Genomic DNA, 13,871 nt, shown 5'->3' with positions numbered 1-13,871 from the left:
CGAAGTGCCGAAGTGCCGAAGTGCCGAAGTGCCGGAGTGCCGGAGTGCCGGAGTGCCGGAGTGCCGGAGTGCCGGAGTGCCGGAGTGCCGGAGTGCCGGAGTGCCGGAGTGCCGGAGTGCCGGAGTGCCGAAGTGCCGAAGTGCCGGAGCGCCGGAGTGCCGGGCACTCCGAATGCGCGACGCCGTCAGCCGACGAGGAAACCCGCGATCGTGAGGGCCATCGACCGTGGCTCCCACGCGTGATCGGAGGCCGGCACGGCGGAGCGTACAGCGTTCGGCAGGTTCGCGACGAGTGAGTCGGCCGAGGTCAGCATGAGGTCGAGGGTCTGCTCGCCGACGAGCACGAGCGTGGGTTGCGCGACCCCGGCCCAGAGCGCCGATCTCGCAGCGCTCTGCGTCCAGGCGAGCGCCTCGGCGTCGGGCTCGAGACTCGGCCCCATCGACGTCATGATCGGCCAGCCCGGGCTCGCCTTCGCACCCGCGAGCCACTCGGGCGGCATGTCCTTCATGTAGTACTCGATGGTCGCATCGCCGTCGCGCGAGGCGATGCGCTCGCGCAGGCCGGCGAGGAACTCCGCCGCGTCGGTGCCGAGTTCGTCGCCGAGCGGCGTCTCCCACAGCACGAGCTTCGAGACGGGCATGCCGGATGCCGCGGCCGCGAGTGCGATCGCCGCGCCCGAGGACCCGCCGAAGAGCGCGACGGCGTCGTCGGCGCCCTCGGTCGCCTCGGAGATGAGCGCGCGGAGGTCATCGAGGGTCTGCTCGAGGGTGATCGGCGACTCGGCCGGGCTCTCGCCGCGCCCGCGCCGGTCGTAGTGCACGACCGAGAAGCCGTGGCCGGCGAGCTCCTTCGCCATCTGCGTCGTCGCCGGGTCGAATGCACGGAACTGCATCGCCCCGTCGATGAGGATCACGGGCGGACCGGAGCCCTGCCGGTCGTAGGCGATGCGCGTGCCGTCGGCGGAGGTCGCGAACTCGGTCATCGGATGTCCCTTCGTCTGGCTCGATCAGGCTACGCCGTCGGGAGACGATCCGCCGTTCGTGGCGACGCGCCGTATCCCCTGATAACGCAAACTTTTCAGTCGAAGGCTCTCTCGTCCGGTGCTCCGTAACATTCCGTGAATCCTTGCAATCCGGCTGCCGTGTCACGCATTCTGGTTGTTGATATCGCAAACATCGCCGTCATGGCAGTGTGCGCGATTCACCGTCGGGAACACCCGGCGGCGACGACGCCGTCGATGACGGCGAAGCACTGGGAGCCACGCATTTCTTCACCAGGATTCATCGACAGATTCGGCAAGATCGGCCTCGCGGGCGTGCTCGCGGCCGGTGCACTGATCCCGATCTCGGCCGTGCCCGCGTCGGCCGCTCCGGCGTCGGCCGCTCCGGCGTCGGCGGCCCCCGCGTCGGCCGCCCCGGCGTCGGCCGCACCCGCCTCGGCAGAGCAGACCGGAGCCGCGGCATCCGCGCCCGACGGGCAGATCATGCTCGTCTCGCGAGACCTCGAGGTCGCCGTCTCGGCAGACTTCCCGCAGGTCGTCGGCTATACCGACCGCGACTCCGACGCGACGCTGCGCGGCAACCCCGACGTGCTCACGAGCCTCACCATCAACGGTGCTGACGAGCCCGTGACCGTCACCTCGAAGCGGGCGGGTCGGGCGACCGCCGCCTACGTGATCACGCCGTCGAACCTCGAGGGCGTCGTGATCGAGGCGCGGCTGCGGGCCAAGCACAACGTCGTGACCTTCGAGGTCACGAAGATCACCGACCCCGGCGCAATCGTCACGTCACTGCAGATCCCCGGGCAGAACCTCGTGACGGTGTCATCGGCCGACGCCGGAGCATCCGTCGCCGCGGCGAACCTCTCGGTGAATCGCAACGTCTCGGGCGACGCATTCATCCCCGTGACGCCCGAGACGCCGCTCGACGCTGAGCCCCAGGCGTCGAACGCGATCATCGCGAACACCTCGCAGCTCGCCGCCGCGTTCGCGACGAACGCGCTCTACGACACGTCGAGCGGAGTCGCGAACAAAGACGCGGGCAACTTCTTCCGGCAGGCCGTGAGCGACGGCGCCGGCGGCGTCGAGGTCGGAGTCTCGAGCGGGCAGTGGCTCGTGCGGGCCGACCGTGCCACCACAACAGAAGAGCTGCCGTGGGTGAAGGTCGCCATCACGCCCGATGCCAACGACGACGGCACGGTCGACTGGCAGGACGGCGCGATCGCGATGCGCGACATCCGCGTCGCCCCGTTCAAGGGCGACCAGACGCCCGACAACGTCGTCACCCACATTCCGTTCAACTTCGCGTCGCAGGCGACGCATCCGTTCCTGCGCACCCTCGACGACGTGAAGCGCGTCTCGCTCGCAACCGACGGTCTCGGCCAGGTCGCGATGCTGAAGGGGTACACGAGCGAGGGCCACGACTCGGCGAACACCGATTTCGGCGACAACTTCAACGAGCGCGCGGGCGGCCTCGACGATCTCAACACCCTCGCGAAACAGGGTGAGAAGTGGAACGCCTCGTTCGGTGTGCATGTGAACGCCACCGAGATCTACCCCGAGGCGAAGTCGTTCTCAGACGCGCTTGCGAACGAGGACTCCAAGGGCTGGAACTGGCTCGACCAGTCGTACTACATGGACCAGCGCGAGGACATCGTCTCGGGCACGCTCGACGAGCGCATCGGTGAGCTCGCCGACGCGACCCACAAGAACCTCGACTTCGTCTACGTCGACGTGTACTACCAGTACGGATGGCTCGCCCAGAAGATCCAGGACTCGCTCACCGACCACGGCTTCCGGGTCGGCTCCGAGTGGGCAGACAAGCTCAGCGAGAACAACACGTGGTCGCACTGGGCGAACGACGAGAACTACGGCGGCTCCGACAACAAGGGCATCAACTCGCAGATCCTGCGGTTCGTGAACAACACCCAGGCCGATGTCTGGAACCCCGACCCCAAGCTCGGCGCGCCGCACCTGGTCGAGTTCGAGGGATGGACCAACCAGAACGACTTCACCGCGTTCCTGCAGAACGTGTGGGTCTCGAACCTGCCCGCGAAGTTCCTGCAGCATGAGGAGATCATGCGCTGGACGCCGGAACAGATCGACCTCACCGGCGGCGTCAGCGTCACCGGCGCGACCGCGGCCGAGCGCAACATCACGGTCGACGGCGCGAGCGTGCTGCAGGGCGGCACCTACCTGTTGCCGTGGTCGTCGAAGGAGGGCAAGAAGGTCGACAAGCTCTACCACTACAACCCCGACGGCGGAGCCACCACCTGGAGCCTCACCGACGACTTCGCGAAGAACCGCACACTGTCGCTCTATGCGCTCACCGACACCGGCCGCGAGAAGGTCGCGGACGTTCCGGTCGTCGACGGCCAGGTGACGATCGAGGCGGATGCCGCGCAGGCCTACGTGCTCGCGGCCGGCAAGAGCCCCTCTTCGGGCAGCGACCTGCCGAAGAAGGCGGAGTTCGGCGATGGAACCGGCATCGACGACCCCGGATTCAGCGGCGGCACACTCGACGCTTGGAACCCCACCGGCGGTGCGACCGCGGGGCGCGACGACCTCGGACGCCGCTCAGCGACCCTCGGTACCGAGGCGTCGTCGATCAGCCAGAAGCTCGACCGACTGAAGCCGGGCACCTACTCGGTGAGCGCGTGGGTCGAGGTCGAGCCGGGCAGGACCCGGCCGACGACCCTCTCGGTCGAGTTGCCGAAGGGCGATTCGCAGTCGGTGACGATCGACTCGTCGGGCGCCGAGAACTTCGTCGCGGCCGATGAGATGCACGGCACCGGCATGCAGCGGCTGCGCGTGCTGATCGACGTGCCGAGGGGCGGCGCGAAGCCGACGCTCACGATCGGCGCAGAGGCCGGCGAGGCATCCGTTCGCATCGATGACGTGCGCGTCGTCGAGACGAGCCGTCTCGACCTGCCCGAGGGCGCGATCTACGCCGAGGACTTCGAAGACGTCGACCAGGGCTGGGGCCCGTTCGTCAAGGGCGACGCCGGCGGCTCGACCGACCCGCGCACCCATATCTCGGAGCGCAACGAACCGTTCACCCAGAAGGGCTGGAACGACCGGCCGATCGACATGGTGCTGGGCGGCGACTGGTCGCTCATGGCACATGAGGAGAACAGCGCGCCCGGCGGCGGACCCGGCATGGTCTACCGCACCTCGGAGTACACGATTCCCTTCGAGCCGGGCCACCAGTACCGGGTCTCGTTCGACTACCAGAGCTCGAAGGCAGGGGAGTACGCCTGGGTCGCGGGCTATGACGGCGCGACCGACCCGGTGGTGACCTCGTCCGAGCCGATCGGCGAGGCCACCGAGACCACCCGGTTCGAACAGACCGTCGACGCGAGCTTCTGCGGCGACACGTTCGTGGGCCTGCAGCGCATCGGCTCCGCCGATGGAGCCGACGTCATCCTCGACGACCTGCTCGTCGAAGACCTCGGCGAATCCGACGCGGTGCCCGCGTGCGCCCAGCTGAACGGCGACCTCACGCCCGACGTCATCGAGCAGGGTGTGCCGGCCGAGTTCGTCACGACCTTCACCTCAGACGAGCCGGCCGACATCGCGGATGTCGCGGTCACGCTCGACGTGCCGGAGGGCTGGACTGCCGAGGCGACGGATGCCGCGACCGCGGCCGGACTCGCACCGGGCGCGTCGCTCGTGACGCACTGGAACGTGGTCGCCCCGGCGAGTGCCGACGGCGAGTTCGCCTTCACAGCGAACGCGAGCTACACCACGACGACCGAACCGGTCGGCGAGCGCAGCATTTCGACCGAGGTCGATGTGCGCACCCTGCCCACGGCCCCGCAGGCCGACGTGTTCGCGAGCGACCATCCGTGGGTGAGCGCGACGAACGGCTGGGGGCCCGTCGAGCGCGACCAGTCGAACGGCGAGCAGGGCGAGGGTGACGGCACGCCGATCACGCTCGACGGCGTTGCCTACGAGAAGGGCCTCGGCACGCACGCGCCGAGCACCGTGCGCTACTACACCGGCGGCTTCTGCACCGCGTTCACGGCGCAGGTCGGCGTGGATGACGCGCAGGCCACGCGCGGCTCGGTGCAGTTCAGCGTGATCGCCGACGGCCGCACCATCGTCACCACGCCGGTGCTCGGCGCGACGTCGGCCACCGTGCCGATCAATGCCGACATCTCCGGCGCGCTGTACGTCGACCTCGTGGTGGGCACCACGCCCGACGGCAACGGCAACGACCACGCCGACTGGGCCGACGCGAAGTTCGCGTGCTCCGACGAGCCCACCGAGCCCACCGGCCCGGTGGCGCCCGCCGGCACCGTGTTCGTGAGCGACCTGCCCTTCGTCTCGTCGACGAACGGGTGGGGTCCGGTCGAGCGCGACCTCTCCAACGGCGAGAATGCGGCCGGCGACGGGTTCCCGCTCACCGTCGGCGGCACGGTGTTCGACAAGGGTCTCGGCACGCATGCCGACTCGAGCGTGACGGTGCTCGCCGGCGGCGCGTGCTCGGCATTCACCGCGACCGTCGGCCTCGACGACTCGCACGACGCGAAGCAGAACGGCGACGTGATCTTCATCGTGAAGGGCGATGGCGTCGAGCTGACTCGCACCGACGTGATCGGCTGGAACGACCCGGGCGTCGCTCTCGACGTCGATGTCTCCGGCGTCGAACTGCTCGAACTCGTCGTCGATCGCAACGCCGACGACGCGGGCGACGATCACGCCGATTGGGGCGACGCGACGCTCGTGTGCGCGTCGTGATGCGGTAGGCGTCGTCTGAGGGCAGACGACTGCCGGAGCGGGAGTTCCGGATGTGGCCGGTGAGGGAGCGTATCCTCACCGGCCACTGCCGTGCGCGCCCGCGCACGGCGATGTCGGTGGCTGGTGGCAGTGTGATGGTCACAACGATTCGCGACACGCCCGGCATCCGTCCACAGGCGAAGAGTTCTCGAACTCGAGGGGTGTGGATAACCCCGGGCCGAGCCGCGAGAATCCGCTGGTCGTTGCAGCATCCGCTGTTCACAACCCGTGGATAACCCGGTGGATAACTACACGAATGTAACTACAGCATGTTGTGGCAGTCGAGTTCTACGAACACAAGATGTAGTATTGAAGAACCGAAGAAACACCGGGGGATGGGCTCCTCCAGAGCCTGAGAACGAGGGGAAAACAATGACGGTCACGGTCTACACCAAGCCTTCTTGCGTGCAGTGCAACGCGACGTATCGCGCGCTCGACAGCAAGGGCATCGAGTACGACGTACTCGACCTCTCTGTCGATGAAGGCGCACTCGCGCAGGTGAAGGAACTGGGGTACCTGCAGGCTCCGGTCGTCATCACCGACGAAGGCCACTGGTCGGGATTCCGCCCCGACAAGATCGACGAACTCGCCTCCCGCCTGAGCTGATCCCCTTGGCATAGCAGCAGCCGGTGAGCTCGGGGGAGCGAGCCGGCGGAATGCAGTCGTGAAGGACGCACCATGACGAACCTGGTCTACTTCTCGAGCGTCTCGGGCAACACCAAGCGCTTCATCGAGAAGCTCGGTCGCTCTGCGGCCCGCATCCCGCTGCATGCGCGTGAAGCAGCACTGCACGCCGATGAACCCTACGTGCTCGTCGTGCCGACCTATGGCGGCGGCGACGGCAAGGGCGCCGTGCCGAAGCAGGTCATCCGCTTCCTGAACGACCCCGACAACCGCTCGAAGATCCGCGGTGTGATCAGCGCGGGCAACACCAACTTCGGTACGGCCTTCGGTCTGGCCGGCGACATCATCGCCGAGAAGACCGGGGTGCCGCACCTCTACCGCTTCGAAGTATTCGGAACACCTGACGACGTTCGCGCCGTCGACGATGGATTGGACGCATTTTGGTCAACTCAGCAGTTACAGACGGTGTCGCAGTGATCGACGCGCCTCGCGTGTCGAGCGGCATGGACTACCACTCGCTCAACGCCATGCTGAACCTCTACGGCGAGAACGGTGAGATCCAGTTCGACAAGGACCGCGAGGCGGCGCGCGAGTACTTCCTGCAGCACGTCAACCAGAACACCGTCTTCTTCCACTCCCTGAAGGAACGCCTCGACTACCTCGTCGAGAAGGAGTACTACGAGCAGGCGGTGCTCGACCAGTACTCGTTCGAGTTCATCACGAAGCTCAACGACCTCGCGTACTCGAAGAAGTTCCGCTTCGAGACCTTCCTCGGCGCGTTCAAGTACTACACGAGCTACACGCTGAAGACGTTCGACGGCAAGCGCTACCTCGAGCGCTTCGAAGACCGCGTCGTCATGACCGCGCTCGGTCTCGCGCAGGGCGATGAGAAGCTCGCCGTCAACCTCGTCGAAGAGATCATCGGCGGCCGGTTCCAGCCCGCCACCCCGACCTTCCTGAACACCGGCAAGGCGCAGCGAGGGGAGCTCGTCTCCTGCTTCCTGCTGCGCATCGAAGACAACATGGAGTCGATCTCGCGTGGCATCAACTCCGCCCTGCAGCTCTCCAAGCGGGGCGGCGGCGTCGCCCTCTCGCTCTCGAACATCCGCGAGGCGGGCGCCCCGATCAAGCAGATCGAGAACCAGTCGAGCGGCATCATCCCCGTGATGAAGCTCCTCGAAGACTCCTTCAGCTACGCCAACCAGCTCGGTGCCCGCCAGGGCGCCGGCGCGGTGTACCTGAACGCGCACCACCCCGACATCATGCGGTTCCTCGACACGAAGCGCGAGAACGCCGACGAGAAGATCCGCATCAAGACGCTGTCGCTCGGTGTCGTCGTGCCCGACATCACGTTCGAGCTCGCCAAGAAGGGCGAAGACATGTACCTCTTCTCGCCGTATGACGTCGAGAAGGTCTACGGCACGCCGTTCGGCGACATCTCGATCACCGAGAAGTACCGCGAAATGGTCGACGACCCGCGCATCAAGAAGACGAAGATCAACGCGCGCGAGTTCTTCCAGACGCTCGCCGAGATCCAGTTCGAGAGCGGATACCCCTACATCGTGTTCGAAGACACGGTGAACACGGCGAACCCCATCAAGGGCCGCATCAACATGTCGAACCTGTGCTCCGAGATCCTGCAGGTCAACACGCCGACGACGTACAACGAAGACCTGAGCTACAACGAGATCGGCAAAGACATCTCGTGCAACCTCGGCTCGCTGAACATCGCGCTCACGATGGACTCGCCCGACTTCGGCAAGACGGTCGACACCGCCATCCGCGGCCTCACCGCCGTGTCGAACATGAGCCACATCACCTCGGTGCGTTCGATCGAAGACGGCAACGACAAGTCGCACGCCATCGGCCTCGGCCAGATGAACCTGCACGGCTACCTCGCCCGCGAGCGCGTCTTCTACGGCAGCGAAGAGGGCATCGACTTCACGAACATCTACTTCTACACGGTGCTGTTCCACGCGCTGCGCGCGTCGAACGCCATCGCGAAGGAGCGCGGCGAGACCTTCGTCGGCTTCGAGGACTCGAAGTACGCCTCGGGTGAGTTCTTCGACAAGTACACGGATGCCGCGTGGGTGCCCGAGACCGCGAAGGTCACGCAGCTCTTCGCCGACGCCGGCGTGCACATCCCGACGCAGGAGGACTGGAAGGCGCTGAAGGCGTCGATCCAGGAGCACGGCATCTACAACCAGAACCTGCAGGCCGTGCCGCCGACCGGTTCGATCTCGTACATCAACAACTCGACGGCCTCGATCCACCCGATCGCGTCGAAGATCGAGATTCGCAAGGAAGGCAAGCTCGGTCGCGTGTACTACCCGGCTGCGTTCATGACGAACGACAACCTCGAGTACTACCAGGACGCCTACGAGATCGGTTACGAGAAGGTCATCGACACCTACGCCGCGGCGACGCAGCACGTCGACCAGGGCCTCTCGCTCACCCTGTTCTTCAAGGACACGGCGACGACCCGTGACATCAACAAGGCGCAGATCTACGCATGGAAGAAGGGGATCAAGACGATCTACTACATCCGCCTGCGTCAGATGGCCCTCGAGGGGACTGAGCTGGAACTTTGCGTCAGCTGCGCGCTCTGAGTTCATGATCGAGACAGTCGAGTGGTCGTCCGAGTTGGGGCAAGGTGCTCCAATCGTGGGCGTCGTGTACGGATTTCGCGTGCGAGCAACCGGCGAATACCGTTACGTCGGCCAGACAACCAAGACGGTGAAACGTCGTTTGAGTGAACACCGTAAGGTCGCTCGAGACGGACGCAAGACTCCGTTCTACGACTGGCTACGAAAGACCCCGGATGACGCATACGAGGTAGTCGTGCTCGAGCGCGTGGCGACCACTCGCGAAGATCTCGGCCAAGCTGAGATCAGTTGGATCAGTCTGTATCGAGCTACGGGTGACCGTCTGCTGAACCTCACCGATGGAGGCTTGGGGCCGTTGGGTGTGGTCTGGACGCCAGAGCAGCGGAAGGCCGCAGGTGATCGTGCTCGCGGGCGCCCGACTGGTGTCCACCGGTTTGGTCCGGATTCGCCGGTGTGGGGACGTTCGCACTCCGACGAGCAGAAGGCCAAGTGGTCTGCGATGCGGAAGGGGACGAACAGCGGCCCCGAAAACCCCAACTTCGGCAGATTCGGCCCTGAGCACCCCAGCTTCGGCCACTCGATGTCAGCAGAATCTCGCGAGCGACTCTCGCAGATGCGACGAGGCGAACTCAACCCGAACTTCGGAAAGACAGCCAGCGAGGAAACTCGCGCCAAGATGTCGGCGGTGCGCAAGGGGCGCCCCATGCCGTCGAGCGTGCGGAACGCTCACACACGTCACCACACGAACAAGGGCGTCTTCAACGGGACGTGCCGCCATTGCATCGACGATCGCAACAACGAAAGAGACAGCTCATGACCCTTACCGATCCTGTGAACTCGGCTCAGAACGACCCCGCGCACACGGGCGGCAAGCTGAAGCTCGTCAGCCACGTCAACGCGATCAACTGGAACAAGATCCAGGACGAGAAAGACCTCGAGGTCTGGAACCGTCTGGTCAACAACTTCTGGCTGCCCGAGAAGGTGCCGCTGTCGAACGACATCCAGTCGTGGAACACGTTGACGCCCGACGAGCAGCAGCTCACGATGCGCGTGTTCACCGGGCTCACGCTGCTCGACACGATCCAGGGCACGGTCGGCGCGGTCTCGCTCATCCCCGATGCGATCACCCCGCACGAAGAGGCCGTCTACACGAACATCGCCTTCATGGAGTCGGTGCACGCGAAGAGCTACTCGTCGATCTTCTCGACGCTGTGCTCGACGAAGGACATCGACGACGCCTTCCGCTGGTCGGTCGACAACGAGAACCTTCAGAAGAAGGCCGCGATCGTCATGGAGTACTACCAGGGCGACTCCCCGCTGAAGCGCAAGGTCGCCTCGACGCTGCTCGAGAGCTTCCTGTTCTACTCGGGCTTCTACCTGCCGATGTACTGGTCGTCGCGGGCGAAGCTCACCAACACTGCCGACATGATCCGTCTCATCATCCGCGACGAGGCCGTGCACGGGTACTACATCGGCTACAAGTTCCAGAAGGGTCTCGAAGGTCTCTCGCAGGCCGAGCGCGACGACCTGAAGGACTACACGTTCTCGCTGCTCTACGAGCTCTACGACAACGAGGTGCAGTACACGCAAGACCTCTACGACGGCGTCGGCCTGACCGAAGACGTCAAGAAGTTCCTGCACTACAACGCCAACAAGGCCCTCATGAACCTTGGCTACGAGCCGATGTTCCCGAAGACCGTCACCGACGTGAACCCGGCGATCCTGTCGGCGCTCTCACCCAATGCCGACGAGAACCACGACTTCTTCTCGGGGTCTGGGTCTTCGTACGTGATCGGCAAGGCCGTTGTGACTGAGGATGAAGACTGGGACTTCTGAGATTTTCTTGTCATAAAGAACCTGATCAGTAGGCAAAATGGCTAATATTTTCTGATTCAGGTTTCTCTGTTCAGAGATGATTGATGGACAGGGAGGGACAGGCGTGAACTCGAGCGGTCGTTCGGAGTGGCACGCGGCATCCAGTCGTGAGTCGTCGATGCCGAAGCTGGTGTCGCTTGTCGAGGGGGCTGAACAGTTCGGCATATCGGTCAGGACGCTGTGGCGCCGAATCGCGGATGGGACGGTACGCGGTTATAGGGTTGGGCGGCTGATCCGAGTGGATCTGTACGAGCTGCTCGAGCACCTTGCCGTGGAGATTCCCACTGTCAAGCGTTGGTGAGGTTGTAGGGGCGCGGGCGAAGGAGTCGACGCGACGTCGATATCAGGATCGCTCCAGCGTATGCGAAAAGTACGCCATTTATGGCACACTATTTGCGCCACTTGATTGGGGGAGTCGTGCTTCGCAAAGATCTCTGGGATGTCGCCCTCGACCAGTACGGGTTTGTCACGGAACGGGACGCTCGAAACATGGGAGCCGCACCCGGGGAACTGGCTCGGCTCGCTCGTCGGGACAAGCTCGAGCGTGTGGGCCACGGCATCTATCGATTCCCGGAACTCCCCGCCACCGAGCGCGATGAGTACATGCTGGCCGTTCTGTGGGCCAACACTCCGGACGCTGTGCTCAGCCACGACACCGCGCTGGCGGTGCACGAACTCTGTGACATCAACCCAGACCGAATCCACGTCACCGTCCCCAAAGGTCATCGGGTCAGCAAGCGTGGCGGAGACGCTTACGTCCTTCACCACGCCCACCTCGCCGAAGCAGACCTCTCCTGGTGGCAAGGCATCCGCACGGTCACGGAGAAGACCGCTATCCAGCAGGGAGTCGACACCGGCGTCCCGGTGCATCTGCTTCGAGCGGCCATCGACACTGCCCGCGAACGGGGTCGGATCACCATCGCTGAGGCGACAGGCCTGACAACACAGATCGAAACGAAGTATGTCTGACGACCCCTTCGCCGCCCTCCCCGAGAAGGACCGCGCGCCGGCAAGCGCCCGCGTACTGGAACAGTGGGTGCGTCAAGCATCCGTTGCGCTCGGCACGAGCGCTGCCCGCACGGGATGGATTCTGGCGTCGACGATCGTCGTCGCCGCACTCCAGCGAGCATTGGGTCAAGATCAGCAGCCGCTCTTCCTCCTCAAGGGCGGTGTCTACCTCGAACGACGACTCGGAGCATCGGCACGCGCGACGCGCGACGTCGACACCCTCTTCCGTGGCTCCGTCGACGAGTTCGTTCTCGCGCTGGACGAGGTGCTGGCGCAGCCATGGGGTCCCGTCACCCTTTCTCGCACGCCGATCCAGACGATCAACGCTCCTCGGATCGTAAAGCCGCGTCGCTTCGACGTCCTGCTCGCCCTTCGCGGGATCACATGGCGACGCGTTCAAGTTGAGGTAGCCTTCGACGACGGGCAGATTCGCGAGCACTCGGACCGGATCGCCGCGCCCTCCACAGACTTCTTCGGCATCCAGACTCCTGACGCGCTCGTCGGGATCGCTATGGCATATCAGGTCGCACAGAAGCTTCACGCATGCACAGACCCCCACGAGCCGCCCACGTTCGTCAACGACCGGGTTCGGGATCTCGTCGACCTCCTATCGATCAAGCATGCTTACTATCCGACGCCAGGATCGCTCGACGTGGTACGGAAGGCTGCGATCGACGTCTTCCAGGCCCGCGCAGTGGAAGCGACTCAGATCGGGAGACATCCGCGCTCGTGGCCGCCGACGATCGTCACGAACCCGCTCTGGGCGAACACCTTCGAGACACCAGCAGAGCAAGCCGGTGTCTCATCGACACTCGACGAGCTCATCATCGAGCTCAATGAATGGATCACCGCAATCGACAACGCGCGGCCGTGGAACTGACCCCATGTCGTGTTCTGCCGTCGTCGTTTACGAGGGTCGTCGGGTGGCGCGACCACTCCTCCCGTTCCCGGCGGACACGGAGCTTGAGCTAGTGGATCCTCAGCGACGACCTGTTTCCGGGTTTGTGATGCTTCCGTTCACCGCTGGTGTTTTCGAGCAGGACGCGGTGCTCCTGTACTGCGCGGTGCGTTTCTACATCGAGCACCCTGAATTGCGTGAGGAGCTCAGCACGATCGTCGCGCAGCGCCGCTTCGAGCGTTGGGATCGCGCACTCAGCCTTCGCTGAACGAGCGGGATCTCTCGGCTTGCAGGTGGCCGAGCAGTGCGGGTCTCACCGACGGTGAGGTGCGGACACGAGATACTGAAGCATGTCCTCCTCCGTTGATCGCCGAAATCCAACTGCCTGGGCCGCGTTCTGGTTCGCGCTGGCCGGCCTCGTGCTCATGCCCATCCCGCTGTTCATCGGGCTGATCGTCGGCGGTGGCCTCTCGATCGTCGCAGCGATCCTCGCTGTGATCGCCCTCCTCAAGGGGCTCGCACGCAGCGGCAAGGGCATCGCGCCCGTCGTGTTCGCCGCGATCTTCATCGCGCTCACGTGGGGCGGCATCTCGGTCGGAGGCGGCACCGTCTGGTAGGTCGGCCGGCAGGTGTGCGACGTCGACAGCTCAGTCTGCGGCAACGTCCTTCGGCGGGTTGAACATGAATTCGAAGCGGATGCCGTTGTCGTCTTCGACGAACGACGCGTAGTAGCGGTCACTGAACCGAGTGAACACCTTCGGGTCGCGCACAGACGTCCAACCCGCGTCGACGGCGATCGCGTGCAGACGATCGACCTCTTCGCGAGAGCCGACGGGGAAGGCGAGATGCTGCCATCCGACCTTGCCGTGCCGGTGCGGCCCGCTGCCCGTTTCGCGTGCGGGGAAGAGGATGAGCTCGTCCTCGCCCTTCGACCAAGACACACTGTTATCGGCATCCTGTCGCGTGCAGCCGAGCGCGACCATCACCGGATCGAACTGTGCGATGGAGCGAGGCAGGTCTTCAACGGAGATTCCGAGATGATCCAAGAGACGCATCCGGCCATCCTATGCAGAGGTCGTG

General features: G+C 64.9%; 12 protein-coding genes. 10 read left to right on the top strand and 2 right to left on the bottom strand.

What is annotated here, in order from left to right:
* Positions 1-185: 185 nt before the first annotated feature.
* Positions 186-983: an alpha/beta fold hydrolase gene (locus FHG54_RS15220; protein WP_139418018.1), complete on the bottom strand. Its 798-nt coding sequence runs from the start codon at positions 981-983 to the stop codon at positions 186-188.
* Between the two features lie 255 nt (positions 984-1,238).
* On the opposite strand from FHG54_RS15220, the gene FHG54_RS15215 reads away from it, so the two are divergent.
* From FHG54_RS15215 to FHG54_RS15165, 10 genes are all read left to right on the top strand, one after another.
* Entirely contained in the window at positions 1,239-5,741 is a 4,503-nt protein-coding gene (locus tag FHG54_RS15215) for an endo-alpha-N-acetylgalactosaminidase family protein (protein ID WP_139418017.1), read from the top strand.
* 411 nt (positions 5,742-6,152) lie between these two features.
* The gene (nrdH, locus tag FHG54_RS15210) at positions 6,153-6,386 is read left to right on the top strand and encodes a glutaredoxin-like protein NrdH (protein WP_139418016.1); all 234 of its coding nucleotides are present in this window, start codon (positions 6,153-6,155) and stop codon (positions 6,384-6,386) included.
* Between the two features lie 72 nt (positions 6,387-6,458).
* Positions 6,459-6,881: a class Ib ribonucleoside-diphosphate reductase assembly flavoprotein NrdI gene (nrdI, locus tag FHG54_RS15205; protein WP_139418015.1), complete on the top strand. Its 423-nt coding sequence runs from the start codon at positions 6,459-6,461 to the stop codon at positions 6,879-6,881.
* Between the two features lie 26 nt (positions 6,882-6,907).
* Positions 6,908-9,013 (top strand): class 1b ribonucleoside-diphosphate reductase subunit alpha, encoded by a 2,106-nt coding sequence (gene nrdE, locus FHG54_RS15200; RefSeq protein ID WP_139418509.1) that lies wholly within the window; start codon positions 6,908-6,910, stop codon positions 9,011-9,013.
* Between the two features lie 4 nt (positions 9,014-9,017).
* Entirely contained in the window at positions 9,018-9,827 is an 810-nt protein-coding gene (locus tag FHG54_RS15195) for an NUMOD3 domain-containing DNA-binding protein (protein ID WP_139418014.1), read from the top strand.
* Entirely contained in the window at positions 9,824-10,846 is a 1,023-nt protein-coding gene (gene nrdF, locus FHG54_RS15190; RefSeq protein WP_139418013.1) for a class 1b ribonucleoside-diphosphate reductase subunit beta, read from the top strand. Before FHG54_RS15195 ends, nrdF begins: the two co-directional genes overlap by 4 nt.
* Positions 10,847-11,374: 528 nt before the next feature.
* Positions 11,375-11,854 (top strand): type IV toxin-antitoxin system AbiEi family antitoxin domain-containing protein, encoded by a 480-nt coding sequence (locus FHG54_RS15180; RefSeq protein WP_233437801.1) that lies wholly within the window; start codon positions 11,375-11,377, stop codon positions 11,852-11,854.
* Positions 11,847-12,773, top strand: coding sequence for a nucleotidyl transferase AbiEii/AbiGii toxin family protein (locus FHG54_RS15175; RefSeq protein ID WP_139418010.1), 927 nt, complete (start codon positions 11,847-11,849; stop codon positions 12,771-12,773). The genes FHG54_RS15180 and FHG54_RS15175 overlap by 8 nt, the downstream gene beginning before the upstream one ends.
* 91 nt (positions 12,774-12,864) lie before the next feature.
* The gene (locus FHG54_RS15170; RefSeq protein WP_139418009.1) at positions 12,865-13,059 is read left to right on the top strand and encodes a hypothetical protein; all 195 of its coding nucleotides are present in this window, start codon (positions 12,865-12,867) and stop codon (positions 13,057-13,059) included.
* 82 nt (positions 13,060-13,141) lie between these two features.
* Positions 13,142-13,408: a hypothetical protein gene (locus tag FHG54_RS15165; protein ID WP_139418008.1), complete on the top strand. Its 267-nt coding sequence runs from the start codon at positions 13,142-13,144 to the stop codon at positions 13,406-13,408.
* 30 nt (positions 13,409-13,438) lie between these two features.
* Here the strand turns inward: FHG54_RS15165 and FHG54_RS15160 are convergent, their stop codons facing one another.
* The gene (locus FHG54_RS15160) at positions 13,439-13,846 is read right to left on the bottom strand and encodes a VOC family protein (protein WP_139418007.1); all 408 of its coding nucleotides are present in this window, start codon (positions 13,844-13,846) and stop codon (positions 13,439-13,441) included.
* Positions 13,847-13,871: the final 25 nt, after the last annotated feature.

This window comes from Agromyces laixinhei (genome assembly GCF_006337065.1).
In the GTDB taxonomy this organism is placed as follows: Bacteria; Actinomycetota; Actinomycetes; order Actinomycetales; family Microbacteriaceae; genus Agromyces; species Agromyces laixinhei.
The sequence above is the reverse complement of the archived record's forward strand: the minus strand, read 5'-3'. Positions and strand labels throughout refer to the sequence as shown.

Coding starts and splice junctions, on each gene's coding strand:
- FHG54_RS15220 (WP_139418018.1), bottom strand. CDS start 983: ATGACCGAGTTCGCGACCTCCGCCGACGGCACGCGCATCGCCTACGAC.
- FHG54_RS15215 (WP_139418017.1), top strand. CDS start 1,239: ATGACGGCGAAGCACTGGGAGCCACGCATTTCTTCACCAGGATTCATC.
- nrdH (WP_139418016.1), top strand. CDS start 6,153: ATGACGGTCACGGTCTACACCAAGCCTTCTTGCGTGCAGTGCAACGCG.
- nrdI (WP_139418015.1), top strand. CDS start 6,459: ATGACGAACCTGGTCTACTTCTCGAGCGTCTCGGGCAACACCAAGCGC.
- nrdE (WP_139418509.1), top strand. CDS start 6,908: ATGGACTACCACTCGCTCAACGCCATGCTGAACCTCTACGGCGAGAAC.
- FHG54_RS15195 (WP_139418014.1), top strand. CDS start 9,018: ATGATCGAGACAGTCGAGTGGTCGTCCGAGTTGGGGCAAGGTGCTCCA.
- nrdF (WP_139418013.1), top strand. CDS start 9,824: ATGACCCTTACCGATCCTGTGAACTCGGCTCAGAACGACCCCGCGCAC.
- FHG54_RS15180 (WP_233437801.1), top strand. CDS start 11,375: ATGGGAGCCGCACCCGGGGAACTGGCTCGGCTCGCTCGTCGGGACAAG.
- FHG54_RS15175 (WP_139418010.1), top strand. CDS start 11,847: ATGTCTGACGACCCCTTCGCCGCCCTCCCCGAGAAGGACCGCGCGCCG.
- FHG54_RS15165 (WP_139418008.1), top strand. CDS start 13,142: ATGTCCTCCTCCGTTGATCGCCGAAATCCAACTGCCTGGGCCGCGTTC.
- FHG54_RS15160 (WP_139418007.1), bottom strand. CDS start 13,846: ATGCGTCTCTTGGATCATCTCGGAATCTCCGTTGAAGACCTGCCTCGC.